The 21,429-nt window shown below is 66.4% G+C and carries 18 protein-coding genes and 1 pseudogene; 12 read left to right on the top strand and 7 right to left on the bottom strand.

The features are described 5' to 3' along the window. Positions 1-71 precede the first annotated feature (71 nt). The 4 genes from NC4_RS09305 to NC4_RS09290 are packed head-to-tail and all read right to left on the bottom strand — an operon-like array spanning position 72 to position 5,039. Positions 72-1,703, bottom strand: coding sequence for a dipeptide ABC transporter ATP-binding protein (locus tag NC4_RS09305; protein WP_067535033.1), 1,632 nt, complete (start codon positions 1,701-1,703; stop codon positions 72-74). After that, entirely contained in the window at positions 1,700-2,509 is an 810-nt protein-coding gene (locus NC4_RS09300) for an ABC transporter permease (RefSeq protein ID WP_067535030.1), read from the bottom strand. Before NC4_RS09300 ends, NC4_RS09305 begins: the two co-directional genes overlap by 4 nt. Then, complete coding sequence (locus NC4_RS09295; protein WP_067535027.1) at positions 2,506-3,465, bottom strand: ABC transporter permease; 960 nt, start codon at positions 3,463-3,465, stop codon at positions 2,506-2,508. The genes NC4_RS09300 and NC4_RS09295 overlap by 4 nt, the downstream gene beginning before the upstream one ends. Continuing rightward, on the bottom strand, positions 3,462-5,039 hold the full coding sequence (locus NC4_RS09290) for an ABC transporter substrate-binding protein (RefSeq protein WP_067535024.1): 1,578 nt from the start codon (positions 5,037-5,039) through the stop codon (positions 3,462-3,464). The genes NC4_RS09295 and NC4_RS09290 overlap by 4 nt, the downstream gene beginning before the upstream one ends. A 99-nt stretch (positions 5,040-5,138) precedes the next feature. Here NC4_RS09290 and NC4_RS09285 point away from each other — a divergent pair, with 99 nt between their 5' ends. Further along, a complete protein-coding gene (locus NC4_RS09285; protein WP_067535021.1) occupies positions 5,139-7,451 on the top strand; it encodes an arylsulfatase in 2,313 nt (770 codons plus the stop codon). On the opposite strand, the gene NC4_RS09280 is transcribed toward NC4_RS09285, so the two are convergent. Next, entirely contained in the window at positions 7,409-8,845 is a 1,437-nt protein-coding gene (locus NC4_RS09280; protein WP_067535018.1) for an MFS transporter, read from the bottom strand. The two genes, NC4_RS09285 and NC4_RS09280, sit on opposite strands and share 43 nt — an antisense overlap. A 612-nt stretch (positions 8,846-9,457) precedes the next feature. On the opposite strand from NC4_RS09280, the pseudogene NC4_RS09275 reads away from it, so the two are divergent. The 6 genes and pseudogenes from NC4_RS09275 to NC4_RS44440 all read left to right on the top strand — a co-directional run bounded on the left by NC4_RS09275 (position 9,458) and on the right by NC4_RS44440 (position 16,951). Beyond that, positions 9,458-13,163 (top strand): annotated as a pseudogene (locus tag NC4_RS09275) (nitrate reductase subunit alpha). Between the two features lie 10 nt (positions 13,164-13,173). Then, a complete protein-coding gene (narH, locus tag NC4_RS09270; RefSeq protein WP_067536072.1) occupies positions 13,174-14,865 on the top strand; it encodes a nitrate reductase subunit beta in 1,692 nt (563 codons plus the stop codon). Further along, complete coding sequence (gene narJ / locus NC4_RS09265) at positions 14,862-15,542, top strand: nitrate reductase molybdenum cofactor assembly chaperone (RefSeq protein ID WP_067535015.1); 681 nt, start codon at positions 14,862-14,864, stop codon at positions 15,540-15,542. The genes narH and narJ overlap by 4 nt, the downstream gene beginning before the upstream one ends. A 40-nt stretch (positions 15,543-15,582) precedes the next feature. Continuing rightward, positions 15,583-16,317 (top strand): respiratory nitrate reductase subunit gamma, encoded by a 735-nt coding sequence (gene narI, locus NC4_RS09260; RefSeq protein ID WP_067535012.1) that lies wholly within the window; start codon positions 15,583-15,585, stop codon positions 16,315-16,317. A gap of 27 nt (positions 16,318-16,344) precedes the next feature. Continuing rightward, positions 16,345-16,863, top strand: a complete 519-nt coding sequence (locus NC4_RS44445; RefSeq protein ID WP_084528719.1) for a maleylpyruvate isomerase N-terminal domain-containing protein — start codon at positions 16,345-16,347, stop codon at positions 16,861-16,863. After that, on the top strand, positions 16,817-16,951 hold the full coding sequence (locus NC4_RS44440; RefSeq protein WP_369690707.1) for a hypothetical protein: 135 nt from the start codon (positions 16,817-16,819) through the stop codon (positions 16,949-16,951). The genes NC4_RS44445 and NC4_RS44440 overlap by 47 nt, the downstream gene beginning before the upstream one ends. On the opposite strand, the gene NC4_RS09245 is transcribed toward NC4_RS44440, so the two are convergent. Then, the gene (locus NC4_RS09245; RefSeq protein ID WP_067535000.1) at positions 16,948-17,205 is read right to left on the bottom strand and encodes a three-helix bundle dimerization domain-containing protein; all 258 of its coding nucleotides are present in this window, start codon (positions 17,203-17,205) and stop codon (positions 16,948-16,950) included. The genes NC4_RS44440 and NC4_RS09245 overlap by 4 nt on opposite strands. Before the next feature lie 206 nt (positions 17,206-17,411). Here NC4_RS09245 and NC4_RS09240 point away from each other — a divergent pair, with 206 nt between their 5' ends. The 4 genes from NC4_RS09240 (at position 17,412) to NC4_RS09225 (ending at position 19,284) form a co-directional block, all read left to right on the top strand. Then, positions 17,412-17,675, top strand: coding sequence for a type II toxin-antitoxin system VapB family antitoxin (locus NC4_RS09240; protein WP_067534997.1), 264 nt, complete (start codon positions 17,412-17,414; stop codon positions 17,673-17,675). Continuing rightward, complete coding sequence (locus NC4_RS09235; protein WP_067534995.1) at positions 17,672-18,064, top strand: type II toxin-antitoxin system VapC family toxin; 393 nt, start codon at positions 17,672-17,674, stop codon at positions 18,062-18,064. Before NC4_RS09240 ends, NC4_RS09235 begins: the two co-directional genes overlap by 4 nt. 55 nt (positions 18,065-18,119) lie before the next feature. Continuing rightward, complete coding sequence (locus NC4_RS09230; RefSeq protein WP_067534992.1) at positions 18,120-18,782, top strand: Uma2 family endonuclease; 663 nt, start codon at positions 18,120-18,122, stop codon at positions 18,780-18,782. A 94-nt stretch (positions 18,783-18,876) separates the two neighbouring features. After that, a complete protein-coding gene (locus tag NC4_RS09225) occupies positions 18,877-19,284 on the top strand; it encodes a nuclear transport factor 2 family protein (RefSeq protein ID WP_067534991.1) in 408 nt (135 codons plus the stop codon). A gap of 19 nt (positions 19,285-19,303) precedes the next feature. Here the strand turns inward: NC4_RS09225 and NC4_RS09220 are convergent, their stop codons facing one another. Continuing rightward, positions 19,304-19,936 (bottom strand): TetR/AcrR family transcriptional regulator, encoded by a 633-nt coding sequence (locus NC4_RS09220; RefSeq protein WP_067534989.1) that lies wholly within the window; start codon positions 19,934-19,936, stop codon positions 19,304-19,306. A gap of 117 nt (positions 19,937-20,053) precedes the next feature. On the opposite strand from NC4_RS09220, the gene NC4_RS09215 reads away from it, so the two are divergent. Next, complete coding sequence (locus tag NC4_RS09215) at positions 20,054-21,421, top strand: flavin-containing monooxygenase (protein WP_067534987.1); 1,368 nt, start codon at positions 20,054-20,056, stop codon at positions 21,419-21,421. Positions 21,422-21,429 lie beyond the last annotated feature (8 nt).

Genomic DNA, 21,429 nt, shown 5'->3' with positions numbered 1-21,429 from the left:
TGGTATGCATGCCGAGTTTTTCCGGGGCTATCGCATCCTTTTCGCTGGTGAAGGCTCCGATCAGGAGTCTCTCACGCACCCAGCGCCAGGGGTCGCGGGACGGGAGAAGGCGCCGGTACGGCAGCCAGCAACCGTCGGGTGTACTCCGCGCGCGGGGTGCGGAAGACCTCGCCCGCCGGGCCGGTCTCGACCACGCTGCCCTGCCGCAGCACCACCACCCGGTCGGCGACCTGATTGATCACGGCGAGATCGTGACTGATGAACAGGCAGGTGAAGCCGTACTCCGCGCGCAGGTCGGCGAACAGGTCGAGCACCTGCGCCTGGACGGAGACATCCAGCGCGCTGGTGGGTTCGTCGGCCACCAGCAGCCGCGGCGCCAGCGCGAGCGCCCGGGCCAGCGCCACCCGCTGCCGCTGTCCGCCGGACAGCTCACCGGGCCGCCGCTCGGCGTATTCGCGCGGCAGGCGCACGGATTCGAGCAGGTCACCGACCTTGGCGCGGAGCAGCGCACCGGAGGCGGCACGGTGCACTAGCAGCGGCTCACCGATCGAATCCGCCAGCGTCCGGCGCGGATCCAGCGAGGCGGTCACATCCTGATGGACCAGCGCCACATGCCTGCGCAGACCGCGCAGCTCGCGCGCGCCCAGCCCGCGCAGCGACAGCCCCTGCAACTCGACCTCCCCGGCCGCGGCCGGGACCAGCCCCAGCGCCGTGCGCCCGAGTGTGCTCTTGCCCGAACCGGATTCACCGACCAGGCCGATCACCTCACGCGGGCCAACTGTCAGCGACACCTGCCGCAGGGCCTGGAATTCCTTGCGGTGGCGGCGATAAACCACGGTGAGATCGGTAATCCGCAGCACCGGTTCAGCAATCGCTTCGGGCTCGGTCACGGCACGGGTGGTCGCCGCGCTCGAATCCGGCAGCACCGGAACGGTATCGAGCAGTGCCCGAGTATAGGAATCCCGCGGCTTCGCGAAAAGGTCGTGTACCGGACGCGTTTCCACCACCCGCCCGGAACGCATGACCACCACCCGATCGGCTATGGCGGCCACCACGCCCAGGTTGTGGGTAATGAAGAGAATGGCTGTTCCCTTGTTTCGCTGTAGGTCTCGCAGCAGTTCAAGAATCTCCGCCTGCACGGTGACATCGAGCGCGGTGGTGGGTTCATCGGCAATCAGCAGATCCGGTTCGCCCGACAGCGCCAGCGCGATCACGACGCGTTGTTTCTGGCCGCCGGAAAGTTGATGCAGATACCAATCCACGCGCTGTTCCGGCTCCGGAATATCCACCAGGGCAAGCAGTTCGACGGCGCGCGCCCGCGCCTGTGCCTTGCCGATCGGGCCGTGCGCCCGCAGCGCCTGGACGAGCTGCGTGCCGATCTTCTGCACCGGATTCAGCGCGGTCTGCGGTTCCTGGAACACCATGGCCGCGCGGGCGCCGCGCAGCGGACGCAACTCCGCCTCCGGCGCGCCCACGATTTCGGTATCGCCGAGCCGAATGGATCCCGTGGCCGCGGCCCCGTCCGGCAGCAGTCCCAGCACCGCGCGCGCCGTCAGCGATTTACCCGAGCCCGATTCACCCACCAGCGCAACGGTTTCCCCCGCCCGCACCCGCACGGTCACCCGGTCGACCACGGTGTGGTCGCCGAAGCTCACCGCCAGGTCCCGAATATCCAGCAACGCGGCGGTGTCGTTCTCGCTCATCCGATCCTCCGGGCGCGGCCCAATGCCTGGGCGATCAACAGGAATCCGAGGGTCAGCCCGGAGACGACCAGCAGCGGGCCCACCGCGAAGGCCGGATTGGCGTCCAGATTGGCGGTGGATTCGGCGATGATAGAGCCCAGCGAGGGCTCCGGCGGCCGCACCCCGATACCGATGAAACTCATGGCGGCCTCGACGAATACGGCAATGGACAGGGACAGCGCCAGCTGCACCGACAGCGGTTCGAGCACATGGGGCAGCACGTGTTTGCGCAGCGTCCACCAGGTGCCCGCGCCGATCACCTCGGACGCCTCCACGAACGGCTGCTCCCGCACCGCCAGGACCGCGGTGCGGATCTGCCTGCCGAAGATGGGGATCTCCGCCGCGATGATCACGATGACCAGCGCGTGCGCGCCCGGCCCGGTGATGGCGGCCAGCGCAATGGCGAAGATCAGCGCGGGGAAGGCCAGGATCAGGTCGAACAGCCGCTGAGTGAGCACATCCGCGATGGTGTTCACGCTGGCCAGCAGTCCGGCCAGCGAGCCGAGCAGCGCCCCGATGGGCACCGCCACGAAGGCGATGAGCAGGTTGACGCGGATGCCGTTGAGCACCCGCGAGAACAGATCCCGGTTCACATTGTCGGTCCCCAGCCAGTGCTCGGCGCTGGGCCCGAGCAGATTGGCGTTCGGAATCTGAACCAGCGGATCGTATTTCGCGAGCAATCCGGCGGTGAGCCCGGCCAGCGCGATCACGCCGACCAGCACGATCCCGGCCAGTCCCTGCCCCCTGCGCAGTACCGAGACGCTCACGACCGGCCTCCGATCCGGATGCGCGGATCGAGGTAGGCGTGCACCACATCGGTGGTCAGCTGGATCGCCACGAAGACCGCCACCGAGAACAGCAGCAGCGCCTGCACCACCGGATAGTCGCGCCGATTGATGCCCTGCTCGATGAGCTGCCCGATCCCGGGCCACGCGAACGCGGCCTCCACCAGCACCGCGCCGCCCAGCAGCTGCCCGGTCTGAATGCCGGTCACCGTCAGCATGGTCGGCAGTGCGTTGCGCAGCGCCCCGCGCGTGACGATCTGCCGGTGCGAGATCCCCAGCGCCCGCGCGGTCAGCACATACGGCTTGCCCAATTCGGTGCGCAGCGCTTCGGTGAGGAAGCGGGTGAGCGCCGCCGTCACCGGCAGCGCCAGGCAGATCGAGGGCAGCAGCAGATACTGCACCGCGATATCCGGATGGGCGATGAACCCGTCCGGCGGCACCCCGCCCGCGGGCAGGATCGGAATCGCGACGGCGAACACCAGCACCAGCAGCACGCCGGTCACGAAGACCGGCAGCGAGACGGCCACCGTATTGGCCGCGGCGACAAGGGCGTTCAACCACCGCTTGTTCCACAGTACGGCGGCCACGCTCACCGCCAGGCTCACCGTCACGGCCAGCAGCAGCGCGGAGGAGGTTAGCACCAGCGTATTGGTGAGCCCGCGCCCGATGAGGTCGGCGATCTGCCCGCCGATCACGTAAGAGCGCCCGAGATCTCCGGTGAGCACGCCCTGGAGCCAGCTCAGGTATTGCGCGGGAACCGACGCGTCCAGCCCGAGCTGATGGCGGATGGCGGCAATCGTCTCCGGGGTGGCGTCGGGCCCGGCCAGCGTGGTGGCCGGATCGCCCGGCACCAGCCGCAGCAGCAGGAAGATGAGCAGCGACGCGCCGAACAGCACCGCCAGCGCGGACGGCACCCGGCGCAGCAGATACGCGGTCATGCCAGGAAGGCCTCGGTGAGCTGGATTTCGCGGCGCTTGGTCCAGGTGAGGCCGTGCAGGGCGCGGCTGGCCGCGCCCTGCGGGAAGCGGACGCCGATCTCGATGAGGAACAGGCCGTCCAGGAGCTGATCACTGACCGCCTGATAGGCCCGCACCGCATCCGGGCCGGTGCCCTGCGGCAGCTTCCAGGCGGCATCGGCGGCCGCCACATAGGCGGGCGACTCGTAGCGCGAGGCGTTCTTGCGCGCATTGAAGGGGTAGGCGCTGACGGTGAGCGTGGACGGCACGAACTGCGCCCACGAGTGATCGGTGATCCACAGGCCCGGGAACTGCGCGCCGATCAGCTGTTTGACGAAGGTCGCGCTCTCGGTCGGCACCAACTCGACCTCGATACCGATCTCGGCGAGATTGGCCTGGACGATCTGCGCCGTGGCCTCGTGGGTGGCGGTATTCGAGCTGTAGGCCAGCGGCAGCTTCGGCGGTTTCGGCAGCTGGGCCAGAATCTGCCCGGCCTTGGCGATATCCCGGGCGTAGCGGCTGTTGCGCGATGCGTCGAAAGCGGGAGAGGTCTTGGGCCACGGCAGATTCGCCGGATAGCCCGAGCCGCGGAAGACCTCGGTGATGATGCGCTCACGGTCGATGGCGTAGGCGATGGCTTGTCGCAGCCGCACCTCGGCCAGCGCCGGATCCTGCACGTTCGCACCGACGTACACCTGCAACTCGGAGCCCTCGAAGGTGATGGCGCGATGGCCGTCGGTCTTGGCGAGGTTCTCGATATCCCGATAGGTGATCCCGTCCGCGAAGTGGATCTGACCGGACTTGAGGGCATTGAGCTGCGCGTTGTTATCCGGAATAACCGTGAACTCGACCCGGTCCAGATACGGGCGCTCGGGCACCCGGTAGTCCGGACTCCTCTCGAATATCAACTGCGAGTTGGGAATACGCTGCACGAACCGGAACGGCCCGGTGCCGATGATCTTCTCACCGCTGCCCAGCCGCTCGATGGACTCGCTGTCCAGGATCGGCGCGGTATCCAGCAGGTCGAAGATATTGCCCAGCGGATGGGCGAAGGTCAGCGTGATCCGATGCGGATCGCTGGTGTCGAATCCGGTAATGGCCGCGGCCGTGCTCTTGAGCTGCACCGACCACTTGGGATCGGCGTAGGTCCGCAGCGAGAACTCGACATCCTTGGACGTGAACGCCCGCCCGCTGTGGAACTTCACGTCAACGCGCAACTCGAGGGTGATCGACTGCCCGTCCGGCGCCAGCGTCCACTTGTTCGCCAGCAGCGGTTGCGGTTCCAGCTTGTCGTGCGGATACCGGACCAGCGTTTCGAAGACGAGCCCGACCACATAGGGAGTGGTGCCGGTATTGGTGAGGATATTCGCGGGCACCAGATCACTCAGCACGCCGTACTTCAGGGTGCCCCCGCGCACCGGCTGCGCATTGTCGTCACCGCCGCTCTTTTGCTGGTTCACCGCCGAGGTGCAGGCGGCCAGCGCACCCCCGCCGAAGATGGCGAGCGCGGCCAGGCCGGAGCTGCGGAGAAAGCGACGACGATCCAGATTGTGCATGGGCCTGGACGGTAATCAGGGTCGCCGCCGAGGGCACCTATTTCCCGCAGCGTGCGTGAAAATCTCGCCGACAGCCGTTTCCGGCGCTTTGCTGAGACGATGCCAGTTCCCGCTCATGCTCGTGGATACGAGAACTTCACCGGCGATATCGGCCGCACCACCGCGGCGTCGTCGCCGGAATGGATCTACCCGCCGACCGCACCGGACGGCGCGCCCAACATCATCGTGGTGCTGGTCGACGACATGGGATTCAGCGATATCGGGCCGTTCGGGTCGGAGATCGAGACGCCGACGCTGGATCGACTGGCGGCGAACGGGTTGCGGCTCAACAACTTTCACACCACGCCACTGTGCTCGCCGTCTCGGGCGGCGCTGCTGACCGGGATCAATTCCCATCGTGCGGGTTTCGGGTTCGTGGCCAATGCGGATCCGGGCTATCCAGGGCTGCGGCTGGAGTTGGCGGACGATGTGCTGACGCTGCCGGAGATCCTGCGCGCCAATGGGTATGCGACCTATGCCGTCGGCAATTGGCATCTGGTGCGCGATGCCACGCTGCACCCGGCGGCCACCCGTGATTCCTGGCCGACGCAGCGCGGATTCGACCGCTATTACGGGTCGCTGGAGGGGCTGAACTCCTTCTACCATCCGAATCAGCTGATCTCCGACAGCTCACCGGTGAATACCGAGGAGTATCCGGAGGGCTACTACCTCACCGACGATTACACCGATCGGGCGATCGGCTATATCAAGGAGCTGCGCGCCCACGACGCGTCGAAGCCGTTCTTCCTCTACTTCGCGCACACCGCCATGCACGGGCCCTTGCAGGCCAAGCCCGCGGATCGGGACAAGTATCGCGGAAAGTACGAGCGGGGCTGGGATCGACTGCGGCAGAGCCGATTCGCCTCGCAGCTCGCCCAGGGTTTGTTCCCCGAGGGAACGCAGCAGAAGCCGCGCAATACCGAGCCGGGTTATGAAGCGCAGGAATGGGATTCGCTCACCCCCGAGCAGCAGTCTCGCTTCGAGCGGTATATGGAGGTCTACGCGGGCATGGTCGACAGCATCGACCAGAGCCTGGGCCGCCTTGTCGACACACTGGAACAGTTCGGCGAACTCGACAACACCATTATCGTTTTCACCTCCGACAACGGCGGCACCGCCGAGGGCGGCCCGGAGGGCACCCGCAGCTACTTCGCCCAGTTCGCGCAGGTCGACGAGCCGGACTGGGAACGCGATGTCCCGCACGACGACAAGCTCATCGGCACCGCCAGACTCGGCGTGCACTATCCGCGCGGCTGGGGCCAAGCCTCCAATACGCCATTCCGCTTCTACAAGGGCCAGACCTTCGCGGGCGGGGTGCGGGTCCCCTTCATCCTGTCCTGGCCGAAGGGGTTGCCCCGCACCGATTCCGATACCGGCCTCCGCCGGGAGTACACCTATGTAACCGATCTGACTCCGACGCTGCTCGAACTAGCCGGACTACAGCGGCCGAGCATCCGCAACGGCTTGCCCGCCAAGGATTTCGACGGGATATCCGCCGCCGAGGTGCTGCGCGACCCACAGGCGGTCTCCCGCCACACCGAGCAGTACTCCGAGATGACCGGCCACCGCGGCTTCTACCGCGACGGCTGGAAGCTGCTGGCCCTGCACGAGCCCGGCCGCCCTGTCGACGATCCGCGCTGGCAGCTCTTCGACGTCCGCACCGATCCCACCGAACTGCACGACCTGTCGGAGCGGTTCCCGGAGAAGGTCGCCGAGTTGGCGGCGGCCTGGGACGAAGCCGCCTGGCGCAATACGTTTTTCCCGCTGATCACCCGCCAGGATCTGGCGCGACGCCGCCCGGAGGAGGCTCGCTTCACCGAACGCGTCCGCATTCTGCCCGGCACTCCCGTACTGGAGCGTTACCGCTCGCAACGCCTCATCGGCTACCGCGACTTCACGATTGCCGTGGAACTGGACGAATACCGAAGCGGCGACGAAGGCGTCCTGGTCGCCCACGGTGACACCCTCGCCGGATATCTGCTCTACGTCGAGAACGGCCGTTTGTTCTTCGGCTACAACGCCTACGGCCGCTACACGACCGTCGATGCGGGCGAAATCCCGCCCGGCGCACGCCATCTCACCCTCTCCGCCACGGTCCGGCCGCGGCTGCGCTGGGACTTCGCCCTCGGCATCGACGGCGTGCGCGCGGCCGACCTCCCCGATCAGGTCCAGCTCGTCGGCATGGCCCCGTGGACCGGCATCTCGGTCGGCCTCGACGCCCGCGGTCCCGTCTCCTGGGAACTGCGCGAGCGCCGAGGCGTCTTCCACTACACCGGCCCGCTGCGCGCGGTCACCTACTCCCCCGGCGCCGTCGGCGTCCCGGAAGAGGTTCAGCGAGCATTGGATTCGGAGGCCGAGCTGGTCGCCGAGTAGGCTGCCTCCGGTGGCGCGGTGCGCGTCGACCGATCGACGCGCACCGCGGTCCACACCCCGAGGGCGGCAATGCCCGCGAACCCGAACAGCAGATAGCGCGCCGAGGTAACGATCGAGGCGTCACCGAGATTGACCAGCAGTCCGGCGATCGCCGCCCCGAAGGCCGTCGACATGGTGAGCACCGTGGCCACGGACGCGGCCGCCCGCCGCCCCTCCTCCGGGTCGCCCGCACAGGTCATGGCCCCAACCGACAAGTGCGGCATGGCAATACCGATCCCCGCACCGGCGGCGATCAGAATCACCGCCCAGGCAATGACCACCGCGAGTGACGGGTCCTGCCACTGGAGCAGGCCAAGCCCCGCGAATCCGCCCGCCAGCAGTATCGGCCCGGCCATCCGCAACCGGCCGATCACCCGCTCCGACCGCACCGACGACACCACGATCTGACTGACCGACCAGCCGAAAGACAGTGCCGCGCCGAGGAATCCTGCCACCAGCGGCGCGAGCCCGGCCATCCGCTGGCCGAACAGCGGCAGGAAGATCTCCACCGCGACGCCGGAGGCCAGCAGCACGATGCTCAGATAGACCCACCGCAGCGGCGACCCGCCCAGGTAGGTGGCGCGCGGCAGAACCCGCTGCCGCGCCCGCCGTTCCACGGCGACGAAGGCCACCACGGCCCCCGCCGATACCGCCAGCGCGGCCGCCATCGCCACCGGATCCGACAGCACCCCGGCCACACTCACTCCGGCCGCGGCCGCCACCAGCAGGAGCAGTGACGCCACCGGAATCGGCTGCGCCGCTTGCCTTTCACCGGCCGGAAGCGCCCGCGGCACGAATACCGCCATGGCCAGGGCCGCGACCGCGAGCACCGCGAAAGCCGCACGCCACGAACCGAATTGCGCGAACAGCCCACCGAGCGCGGGCCCCGCGAAATTGCCCGCACCGAACATCGCCGAGATCACCGCGCTCCCCCGCACCCACAGCGCCTGCGGCAGGGCCGAATAGATCAGCGCGAACCCCAGGCCGATCAGCAGACCCGCCCCCAAGCCCTGAATACCGCGCCCCACCAGCAATATCGGCATTGCCGGACTCACCGCGCAGACCACCGACCCCAGTGCGAACACCCCGAAGCCGACCAGATACGCGCCCACGCCACCCCGGGCGGACAACACCCGGCCCACCGAGAGCGTCGCGATCACCTGAGCCACGAGGAAAACCGTCGTGGCCCAGGCATAGACCCGCTCACCGCCGATCTCCTCGACCGCGGTCGGCAGCAGACTGGCCGCCAGATAGATATTCACCGCCCCGACGAGCACGCCGCCCGCCAGCACGACCACCGCTCCCCAATAACCCCCCAGGGCCCGCCACGACCCTACCTCACGTCCGTCGTCCATACCCAGCCTTCCTCGTGATCGAGACCTTGCGCTGGGCATCATGCCGGTCCCCGAACCCCCGGCAATCGGACAAAACGGACATGAAATGGATCACATTTTCGCGGCCGGAGCGGAATGGGGATATACGCGCCGACGCCGTTCACAGCGTGGATCGCGCCCCCGAATCGCTGCATGACAGCACCATATTCGGCGCGCCCGACTGAGCCGGGGATTTGCACCCGCGAACGCCTGGCTAATGCCGGATAAGTACGGTACGAAGGTGTTTGCGGCGCGCATCACAGGTTTGCCGGTTTGGCGGATAAGCGCGTACAGCCAACCTTCCGAAACGTGTTAACAAATGTAAAGCGCCGGAGAACCGGTTGTTTCCAAAGCATCACCGGAACCCCGCCGAAACCTCCGGGCGAGGGCCTGTTTCGCGCGATCGGAATGCGTAACCGCAGGTCGGTCGGGAACCTCCGGTCGGGTGCCGCAATCCCGTAGTGACCGGCAGGTTGCGGCGATCTCACAACTCACAGTCATTGCAAGCGCACTGTGAGAGAATCGTTTTGACGCCCGCAACGACGTCCTTACAGTCGACGCAGCAGCCCGTTTTCCGCACTCGATTGGGGCGTCATGGCTAACTCGCAGACCGGGTCTTCGTCCGCAGAGGCTCTGCTCCGACTGGGCAAATATTTCCACCGCGGTGAGGTGTCGGCCGATCTGCGCACCCTGCACAAGGTGGGCGGGCGCGGCGCGGACGAGTTCTACCGCGACCGCTGGGCGCACGACAAGGTGGTGCGCTCCACGCACGGGGTCAACTGCACCGGATCGTGCTCGTGGAAGATCTACGTCTCCGACGGTGTGATCACCTGGGAATCGCAGCAGACCGACTATCCGTCGGTGGGCGCGGACAAGCCGGAGTACGAACCGCGCGGCTGCCCGCGCGGAGCGTCGTTCTCCTGGTACACCTATTCGCCCGCGCGCATCCGGTATCCGTACGTGCGCGGCGCCCTGCTGGAGCTCTACCGCGAGGCCAAGACCCGGCTCAAGGATCCGGTGCTGGCGTGGGAGTCCATTGTCGAGGACGCCGACAAGGCGAAGACGTACAAATCCGCGCGCGGTAAGGGCGGATTCGTCCGGGCCGAATGGTGGGAGGCCGCCGAGATCGCGGCCGCGGCGCACGTGCGCACCATCAAGAAGTACGGACCCGACCGGGTGGCCGGGTTCTCCCCCATTCCCGCCATGTCCATGGTCAGCCATGCCGTTGGCGCGCGATTCATCTCGCTCATCGGCGGCTCCATGCTGTCGTTCTACGACTGGTACGCCGACCTCCCGGTGGCCTCGCCGCAGGTCTTCGGCGATCAGACCGACGTGCCCGAATCCGCGGACTGGTTCGACGCCGGATACCTGATCATGTGGGGCTCCAATGTGCCGGTCACCCGGACCCCGGACGCGCACTACATGACCGAGGCCCGCTATCGCGGCCAGAAGGTCGTGGTGGTCTCCCCCGACTACGCCGACAACACCAAATTCGCCGACGAATGGGTGCCCGCGCGCCCCGGTACCGATGCCGCGCTCGCCATGGCCATGGGGCACGTGGTGCTCAAGGAGTTCTTCGTCGACCGCCACACCGCGTACTTCGACGACTACATCAAGAAGTACACCGATCTGCCGTACCTCATCACCCTCGAGGAGAAGGACGGCGTCTGCGTGCCCGGCAAGTTCCTCACCGCGGCCGATCTCGGCCACACCGGTGAGGGCGTCGAATTCCAGACCGTGCTGCTGGACGCCTTCGGCGAACCGCGGGTGCCCAATGGCTCACTGGGACACCGCTTCACCGAAGCGGGCAAGGGACGCTGGAATCTGGACCTGGGGGGGCGTCGACCCCCTGCTGACCCTGCACGGCCGCACCGATGCTGCTACGGCCGTGCAGCTTCCCCGTTTCGACGGAGTGGACGGGTCCGAGGGCGCAAGCGCAGCTGTGCTCACCCGCGGCGTGCCGACCACCGTGGTCGCGGGCAAGCGGGTGACCACGGTGTTCGATCTGCTGCTCGCCCAGTACGGGGTGGCGCGGCCCGGGCTGCCGGGCAGCTGGCCGACCGGCTATGACGATGCGAGCGAGCCGTACACGCCCGCCTGGCAGGAGGCCATCACCGGCGTCCCGGCCCAGCAGGCCGAACGCATCGCGCGCGAATTCGCCGCCAATGCAGAGCATTCCAAGGGCCGGTCCATGATCCTCATGGGCACGGGCACCAACCACTGGTTCCACTCCGATCAGATCTACCGGTCGTTCTTCACCCTCACACTGCTCACCGGCTGCCAGGGCGTGAACGGCGGCGGCTGGGCGCATTACGTCGGACAGGAGAAGTGCCGTCCGGTAACCGTCTGGGCCACACTGGCTTTCGGCCTGGACTGGCAGCGGCCGCCGCGCCAGATGCAGGACACCGTGTTCTGGTACCTCACCAATGACCAGTGGCGCTACGACCCGTTCACCTCCGAGGCATTCGCCTCGCCGCTGGGCGAGGGCAGCTTCACGGGGCGCACCGCCGCGGACAATATCGCGCTGGCCACCCGGCTGGGCTGGATGCCGTCGTATCCGACGCTCAACCGCAATCCCCTGGATCTGGCCGACGAGGTTGAGCGATCGGGCCGATCGGCGGCCGATTACGTGGTGGACGGGCTGAAGTCCGGCGACCTGCGGTTCGCCTGCGAGGATCCGGACGCGCCGGAGAACTTTCCGCGCGTGCTCACCGTCTGGCGCGCCAATCTGCTCGGCTCCTCCGGTAAGGGCAACGAGTACTTCCACAAACACCTGCTCGGCGCGGACTCGAATCTGCAGACCGCCGAGGCCACCGGCGTACGGCCGCAGGAACTGGAATGGCGGGACGAGGCCGCCACCGGAAAGCTGGATCTGCTGCTCTCCCTGGACTTCCGGATGACCAGCACCACGCTCTTCTCCGATATCGTGCTGCCCGCCGCCACCTGGTACGAGAAGCACGATCTGTCCTCCACCGATATGCACCCGTTCGTGCACGCCTTCACCTCGGCCATCTCCCCGCCGTGGGAGGCGCGCACCGACTTCGAGGCCTTCCATCGGATCGCGCGCGGATTCTCCTGGATGGCGGAGAAGCATCTCGGCAAGCGCAAGGACATTGTCGCGGTGCCCTTGCAGCACGATACGGCCGATGCGCTCGCCCAGGCCGGTGGCCGGGTGCTGGATTGGAAGAAGGGCGAACGCGAGCCCATTCCGGGTAAGACCATGCCGAAACTCGTTGTGGTCGAGCGTGATTACCCGAGCGTGGGCGAGAAGATGGCGGCACTCGGGCCGCTCGTCGATACCTTGGGCGTGACCACCAAGGGCGTCACCACACTGCCCGATGCCGAGGTCGAGTATCTGAAGGGCGTCAACGGGACCGTGGTTTCCGGTGTCGCACAGGGCCGTCCGTCGCTGGCCAAGGATGTTCACGCGGCCGAGGCCATTCTGGCGCTGTCGGGCACCACCAACGGCCGCCTGGCGGTAGAGGGCTTCCACGCCCTGGAAAAGCGCACCGGAACCCAGCTCGCCGATCTGGCCGCCGAGCACGAGGGCAAGCGAATCACCTTCGCCGACACCCAGGCCCGGCCGGTGCCGGTGATCACCTCACCGGAGTGGTCGGGCAGTGAGAACGGCGGGCGGCGGTATTCGCCGTTCACCATCAATACCGAGCGGCTCAAGCCCTGGCATACGCTCACCGGGCGGCAGCACTTCTATCTCGACCACGACTGGATGATCGAGCTCGGCGAACAGCTGCCGATCTACCGGCCGCCGCTGGATATGACGGCGCTGTTCAGTGAGCCCGGCATCGGGTCGGTGAACGAGAACGGCGTGACCGTGCGCTATCTGACGCCGCACTCCAAGTGGTCGATTCACTCGGCCTACCAGGACAACCTGCACATGCTGACGCTCTCGCGCGGCGGGCAGGCCATCTGGATGTCGGAGGTGGCCGCCGCCAAGATCGTTGTGGCCGACAACGATTGGATCGAGGCCATCAACCGCAACGGCATCGTGGTCGCCCGCGCCATCGTGTCGCACCGCATGCCCGAGGGCACCGTGTTCATGTACCACGCGCAGGACCGCGCCGTGAACGTGCCGCGCATCGAAGGCGCCGCGGATACCACAGCGGGCAAGGGCAAGCGCGGCGGTATCCACAATGCGCTCACCCGCATCATGATCAAGCCCTCACGTCTCATCGGCGGCTACGCCCAGCAGTCTTTCGCCCTGAATTAACACGGGCCCAACGGAAATCAGCGCGACGAGGTCACCACCATTCGCAAGCGCTCGCAGGAAGTGGAGTACTGATATGAGAGTCATGGCGCAACTGGCGATGGTCATGAACCTCGACAAGTGCATCGGCTGCCACACCTGCAGCGTCACCTGCAAACAGGCGTGGACCAATCGCGCGGGCACCGAATACGTCTGGTTCAACAATGTGGAAACCCTTCCGGGACAGGGATATCCGCGGCGCTACGAGGATCAGGAGAAGTGGAAGGGCGGCTGGACCCTCGACAAGAAGGGGCGGCTCACCCTGAAGTCCGGGTCCCGGATGAAGCGGCTGCTCAATATCTTCGCCAATCCGGATCTGCCCACCGTGTCGGGCTATTACGACCCGTGGAGCTACGACTACGACAATCTGCTGTCAGCCCCGCAGATGGACACCACCCCGGTGGCCAAGCCGAAGTCGCTCATCACCGGCGAGGACACCAAGGTCACCTGGGGCGCCAACTGGGACGACTCGCTGGGTTCCGGCCCGGAGCAGGTCGGCAAGGATCCGCTGCTGGCCAAGCTGTCGGACAAGGTCAAACTCGAATTCGAGGAGACCTTCATGTTCTACCTGCCGCGCATCTGCGAGCACTGCCTCAATCCGTCGTGCGCGGCGTCCTGTCCGTCCGGGGCCATCTACAAGCGGGCCGAGGACGGCATCGTGCTGGTCGACCAGGACAAGTGCCGCGGCTGGCGGCAGTGCGTGACCGGCTGCCCGTACAAGAAGATCTACTTCAACCACAAGACGGGCAAGGCGGAGAAATGCACCTTCTGGTACCCGCGCGTGGAGGTCGGTATTCCGACGGTGTGCTCGGAGACCTGCGTCGGGCGGCTGCGCTATATCGGCGTCATGCTCTACGACGCGGACAAGGTGCTGGAGGCGGCATCGGTCCGAGACGACAAGGATTTGTATCCGGCGCAACTCGGGGTATTCCTCAACCCGCACGATCCGCGCGTGATCGCCGAGGCCGAGCGCGCCGGAATCTCGCCGGAATGGATTCAGGCGGCGCAGGATTCGCCGGTCTACAAGCTGATCGTCGACTACCAGATCGCCTTGCCGCTGCATCCGGAGTACCGGACCATGCCGATGGTCTGGTACGTGCCGCCGCTGTCGCCGGTGGTGGATGTGCTCACCGAGACCGGGCACGATGGCGAGAATGTGTCGAACCTGTTCGGGGCCATCGACGCGCTGCGAATTCCCTTGGAGTACTTGGCCGAACTGTTCACCGCCGGTGAGCTCGGGCCCGTGCGGGCGTCGCTGCAGCGGCTGGCGGGCATGCGGTCGATCAATCTCGGGCAGGAACCGGATATGTCGATTCCGGAGTCGGTGCGGCTGGAACCGGAAGAGATCGAGGCCATGTACCGGCAGCTCGCCATCGCCAAGTACGAGCATCGGTACGTGATTCCGTCCGGAGCGACTTCGCGTGCGCACGAACTGGATTCGCTGGCCACCGGATGTAGCCTCGACACCGATGGCGGGCCGGGCATGACGGCCTTCGACTACATGGCCGACAAGTTCCATCTGACCGATGCCAATGGCGCGGCGCCGGAGGAGAAGTCGAATCGGGTCAACCTGTTGAACTGGGACGGCAAGAGCACCAAGGGGCTGCTGCCTACCAATGGCAACGGAGCCAACGGAGCCAACGGCCACCACGGCAATAGCGCGTACGGGCACAACGGGTCCGGGGGCGACGGCGCGCCCGTCGAGATAGCGCCCGAACCCACCGGGGCGGCGCGATGAGACTGTTGAAACTGCGCCGCCGACCCGAACCCGTTGTCGCACTGGACGATCGCGACCGGCGGCTGGTCTGGCGGATCTCCGCACTGCTGCTCGACTATCCCGGCGAGCAGACCCTCGCCATGCTCGACGAGCTGAGCAGCGCGGTCGCCGAACTGCCCGAACCGGTGCGCGGCTACCTGGAGGGTTTCCTCGACCACCTGCGCGCCACCGGCTCCATCGCGCTGGCCCAGCAGTACGTCGAAACCTTCGATATGCGCCGCCGGGCCAGCCTGCACCTGACCTTCTACGCCTACGGCGACACTCGCAAACGCGGTATGGCGCTGCTGCGTTTCAAGCACGCCTACCGGCACGCCGGGGTCGAGCTCGACGACAGCGAACTGCCCGACCACCTCGCGGTGCTGCTGGAATTCGCCGCCACCGTCGATCCCATCGGCGGGGAACGACTGCTCGGCGAACATGTGCCGGTGCTGGAGCTGCTGCGACTCTCGCTGTCCGACAGCGCTTCTCCGTATGCGGGCGTGCTCGCCGCCGTCACCGCCACGCTGCCGCCGGTCACCACCGCCGACCGCCGCCGCATTGCCGAACTCGCCGCCCAGGGCCCGCCCGAGGAGGAGGTCGGCCTGGAGCCCTTCGCCATGGATCCGCTGGCCTTCGCCGGATCCGAAGGCCGCCGATGACGAATTCCCTTCCCGGGCATGCAGAAAGGATGGCTGCCCCGTGACCACCACGCTGTGGATGACGCTGCCCTACATCGCGTTCACCTCGTTCCTGCTCGGCCACCTGTGGCGCTACCGCAACGACCAGTTCGGCTGGACCACCCGGTCCTCGCAGGTCTACGAATCCCGGCTGCTGCGCCTGGGCAGCCCGCTGTTCCACTTCGGCATGCTGGGCGTCATCGGCGGACATGTACTGGGCGTGCTGATTCCGGCCTCTTGGACGGCGGCCATCGGGATCTCCGACCACCTGTATCACCTGATCGCGGTGTCCGCCGGAACGGTGGCGGGCGTCGCCGTCATCGTGGGCATCGCGATTCTGCTGTACCGCCGCATCACGGTGGCGGCGGTCCGCAAGGCCACCACCACCAATGACAAGTTCATGTACACGCTGCTGGCCGAGGCGCTGATCACCGGGCTGCTCAATACCGTCGGCAGCAACCTGCTGTGGGGCACCTACAACTACCGCGAGACCGTATCCCCGTGGTTCCGTAGCCTTTTCACCCTGCACCCCGAACCCGAGCTGATGGTGGGCACGCCCTGGACCTTCCAGGCGCACGGCCTCATCGTGCTGGCCCTCATCGGCGTCTGGCCCTACACCCGCCTGGTCCACATGTTCAGCGCGCCCATCGGTTACTTCGTGCGCCCCTACGTCGTCTACCGGAGCAAGGAGCACAACGCCGCCGACAAGCGCCGCTTCGCCCGCGCCTGGGACGCCCCGGTGGTGCCGCCCCGCTAGCCGCCGCACCGGCGGTAGGCTCGAAACATGGCTGACCGCACGCTGCTTCGCGAGTTGTTCGAGTCATGGGTCGAGCGCGGGGAGAACCTCTCCGTGCAGCAGTGGACCGCCCCCACCCGCCTGGGCGACTGGACGGTCACCGACCTCTACGCCCATATGGCGGCCGACCGCACCGCCTTCCGCAAACTGCTCGCCACCCACGGCGACAAACCGCCGGTCGCCACCAGCGGCGGGGAGGTCCTGCGCGCCCTCAATGTGCCCGGCGGCCCCGCCGAAACCCTCGCTCCCGCCGTCGCCGAACGCGCCCGCGCGGAAGCCGCCGCCCACACCCCCCGGCGACCTGCTGGACAATATGCGCGCCATGCTCGCCGACGGCTTCGAGTTCATCGACATCACCGACGGCACCATCGATTACGTCATCGGCCCGGTCAGCATCGGCGCCGTGCTCGAGGTGGCGGTGGTCGAGGCGACAGTGCATCTGCTCGACCTGATCGCCGCGGTGGGCGGCGCTCCCGCTCCCCTCGCGGCCGTCACCCGCGCCAATGAAATCGTCCTGGCCGCAGCCGATCCCCTGCCGCTGCTGGAGGCGGCCACCGGCCGCAGCGCCGTCTCCCCGTTCCCGGTCCTGCGCTAGGTCCGGGTCTCGGCCATCTCCTTGAGATGATCCCGAGCCGACCGCTCCGCCAGCAGCGGTAGGAAGGTCTCCACCTTCGCGTCCCTGGAGAAGTGCGCGTACGCCGACTTCACCAGCCGTTCGATGGTGGCCCGATCGGCCAGATCGGAGAACTCCTGCTCGAGTCGAGCAGCGGCCGCATCCAGGGCCAACTTCTGATCGAGCGGCGGCTCCCCCCGAACGTTCCGGGCATTGTCCACAGGCGATTCGGTCATCGCGGACTCCGATGAACTCGGTGATTCGTTTCCAGGCGGCGCGCGGACGCACCTACCTATCCAGGTAACCGCCGGGATCTTGCGAGAAAGCGAACAACGGGTGAACTCCACCCGGTAGAGCGCATGTTCGCCGGATCCGGTAGATGTTCTACCCAATGCTACTAGAATGGTAGAAAGCCCGTCGCAACGGCTGAAGGGGAGTCGCCATGAGCCTGAACATCAAGAACGAACGAGTACACGCCCTGGTGCGCGAAGCGGCACGACGTACGGGCATGTCCCAGACCAGCGTGGTGGAGGAGGCGTTGAAACGAATGCTGCGGGACCTCGACGAACGGCCCGAGATCAGGATCGACATCCGATATCAGGAGATCCAGACCATTCTCGCCGACATCGACGCCCGACTGACCCCCGAGACTCGCAAACTCCTGTCCACCGATGATCTTTGGGACGAGGAAGGCATGCCTGCGTGATCATCGATGCATCTGCTCTGCTCGCCATCGTGCTCGGCGAGCCGGAGCGCAACGACTTCATCGCTGCCATAAGCGCAGCCGAGACACCATTCATGTCCTTGGTCAACCATCTGGAAGTGGCCATCAGAGCGGACCGCCACCCCGATCCGGTCATCGCCCACCGCGCCGACGAACTCGTTCGGAAGCTGGAAATCTCTCTCCAGCCGGTCTCGGTCGAACAAGCCGCCGTCGCCCGCGCCGCCTACCGCGACTTCGGCAAGGGCAGCGGACACCCGGCCCAACTGAACTTCGCCGACTGCTTCGCCTACGCCCTGGCAACTCTCACCGACCAGCCGTTGCTCTACCAGGGAAACGACTTCATCCACACCGATATTCGCTCCGCGATCTGAGCCGTTTTCAGCGAACCTCCGGCAGCCGGGTGGCGAGCACGCCTACGATGACCGCATGTCCGTGTGGCATCCCGAACGTCCGAACCTTCCCGAGTACATGACTTGGGAGGAGCTCGAACAGCTACCCGACGAGATCGCGGGTGAGATCGAGCTCTGGGAGGGGCGCGTGGTGTGGGTCCGGCGTGGTCCGGCGGCACATCAGGATTACTCCACCGAGCTCCGCAACACATTGCGGAGCTCCGCCCGGCAGTTCATTTCCGAACGCCCCGATCAGTGCTGGTGGGTCTCGACCGAAACCGACGTCTTCTTCGGCCGCGCGGGAAAGTCCGACTTTGTAACGCCCGACTTCCTGATCCACCGCTGCCTCGCCGACCGATACCAGGACATCCGCGCCGATGACGTACTGCTCGTGGGTGAGGTGCTGTCACCCAGCAATCGCCCACCCGATATCGAGGCGAAGAAGGCCAAGTACGCCACCGCGGGCATCCAGTGGTATTGGGAAGTAAGTCTGTCTCGCCAACCGGATCCGGTACACGGCATCGACACGGTTCGCGCCTACGGCCTCATGTCCGGATCGAGCGGACTTCCGGAGGGGGTGCACCCCCTCCATCCGACCAACTACGTGCTCATCGACGAGTGGTCACCGAATGACACCACCGGCATCCGGATCGAATTCCCTTTCCCCATCGATATTCCGTGGTCCGAGCTCGACCTCTGATCGGCCGCAAGATCGGGTGCCGGTGAGTCGAATCCGGCATCCGGTAGCCGGAATCCGGTCCGGTGCGCGGCGGGCGGGGGGTCAGGATGGCGGGATGACTTCGGCCGCTCATCCTGCCCGTATTGCCGGGCTCGCTTCGCAGGCCGCGGTGCGCGGGAAGCACAGGGACGAGTGGCTGGCGCTGTTCGCCCCGGATGCCCGGGTGGAGGACCCGATCGGGGTTTCGCCGTATGACCCGGTGGGGGAAGGGCATTGCGGGCGGGAGGCCATTGCGGCGTTCTGGGACAAGGCCATTGCGGCGAGCGCGATCGAATTCCGGTGGACGGACTCGTTCGCGTGCGGGGACGAGGTGGCGTTCACGGGGTCGATTCGCAGTGTGCGGGGCGAGGTTGCCGTCGAGGTGGATCTGGTTGCCACGTATCGGGTGAATGCGGAGGGCAAAATCGTTGCGTTGCGGGCGTTCTGGGAGTTGGGGCGGGCTCGGGCGACGCCCCTCGGGTGAGGGGCGTCGCGCGGCGGCGTCAGGTTCCGGGGGTTTGCAGGGCGGGGAACCAGATATCGGTGAGGACGGTTGCGGCCTCTTCGGCGGAGACGTCGATGGTGCCCTGCATGGCCCAGCGGGTGAAGAAGCGTTCCAACTGAGCTACCAGTAGCTCGATGCGCAGGCGGGCTTCCTCCTGGCGGTCGGCGGGCCAGCGGGACAGGTACGAGGTCATCACATTGGGGAGGGACATGATGCCCTCGCGTGCGACCTCGCGGAATTCGGGTTCGAGGGCGGTGGCCTCGTCCCAGGCCGGGAGCAGGTCCTTGTACTCCTGGAACCATTCGATGGCCCGGCGCATCCAGGCGGCGAATTCCTCGCGCGATCCGGTATCGAGGACGTGGTCCAGGTCTTCGTAGAAGTGCTGGACGCTGGGCAGCGTGCCTTGTTCGGCAATGGCGCGCAGCACATCCGGTTTGCCGGTGAAGTGCAGATAGAATGTGGCGCGGCTGCAACCGACGGCGGCAGCGATGTCGTCGACGCGGACGGGCGCGTAGCCCTGGGTGGTGAACAGCTGTTTGGCGGCCTCGATGAGGCGGCTGCGGGTGAGTCGCTTCTGCTCGTCCCGCAGGGAGGTGCGCCGCCCGGCGTCGGGGGCCTGTTCGGTCTGCATGAGCTAGATAATAGACGTACGTTCATTCACTAGACACTGTGTCTAGTGAATGTTAGCGTGTGTGCCAGATCACGTCCGGCGGGGAATCGATTCCCGGCGCCGAACAGGGAGAGTGAATTGGATACACGTGAGTTGCCCCGGGTGTGCGTCATCGGGGCGGGACCCTCCGGCATCACCGCCGCAAAACGGCTCGCCGAATACGGCATTCCCTTCGATTGCTACGAAGCCTCCGACGAGGTGGGCGGCAACTGGTACTTCAAGAATCCCAATGGGATGTCGGCCTGCTATCAGAGTCTGCATATCGACACGTCGAAGTTCCGCCTGGCCTTCGAGGACTATCCGGCCCCGGACGAGTGGCCGGACTTCCCGCATCACTCACAACTGCACGAGTACTTCCGCGACTATGTCGAGCACTTCGGCATTCGCGATCGAATCATCTTCAATACCAAGGTGATCGGCGCCAAGCGCGATGACGCCGGACTGTGGGTGATCACCACCGACACCGGCCGCACCGAGACCTACGATGTGCTGCTGGTCTGCAACGGCCACCACTGGGATCCCCGGCTGCCCGACTATCCGGGCGAATTCGACGGCGTGCTCATGCATTCGCACGCCTACAACGATCCGTTCGATCCGATCGATATGCGCGGCAAGCGAATTGTCGTGGTGGGCATGGGCAATTCGGGCCTGGATATCGCGACCGAGCCGTCGCAGCGATTCATCGCCTCGAAGTTCTATCTGTCCGCGCGGCGCGGGGTGTGGGTGCTGCCCAAGTATGTCAACGGCAAGGTCGGCGACAAGCAGTCCATGCCCGCCTGGATGCCGCCGAAACTCGGCCTGAAACTCAAGCAGCGCTTCGTGGTCAAGAATCGCGGCCATATGGAGGATTACGGGCTGCCGAAGCCGGATCATCTGCCGTTCGAGGCGCATCCCTCGGCCAGCGAGGAGTTCCTGCACCGAGCGGGCTGCGGCGATATCACGTTCAAACCGGCCATTACCCGGCTCGACGGCAATACCGTGTATTTCGCCGACGGCAGCGACGAAGAGGTCGATGTGGTGCTGTGCGCCACCGGCTATCACATCAGCTTCCCGTTCTTCACCGATTCGGAACTGGTGCCCGATGCCCAGAACCGGTTGCCGCTGTTCAAGCAGATGGTCAAGCCGGGCATCGACAACCTCTTCTATCTGGGTCTGGCCCAGCCGCTCCCGACGCTGGTGAACTTCGCCGAACAGCAGTCCAAGCTGGTCGCCGCCTATCTGACCGGCAACTACCGGCTGCCCTCGCAGACGGAGATGCTCGAGACCGTCGAACAGGCCGAGCGGACCCGCACCGGCCGCTACTACGACTCGCCCCGGCACACCATCCAGATCGAATTCGAGCCCTACGTGCGAGATCTGCAGCGCGAGCTGGCGCAGGGCGCCAAGCGCGCCGCCACCTACGGCCATGCGCTGCCGGTCCCGGCGCGCGCGGCGGCCAGCGTTTGAAAGTGAGG

This window comes from Nocardia crassostreae (genome assembly GCF_001613405.1).
Lineage (GTDB): Bacteria > Actinomycetota > Actinomycetes > Mycobacteriales > Mycobacteriaceae > Nocardia > Nocardia crassostreae.
Note: the sequence above shows the minus strand (reverse complement) of the source record. Positions and strands in the feature narration are given on the sequence as shown.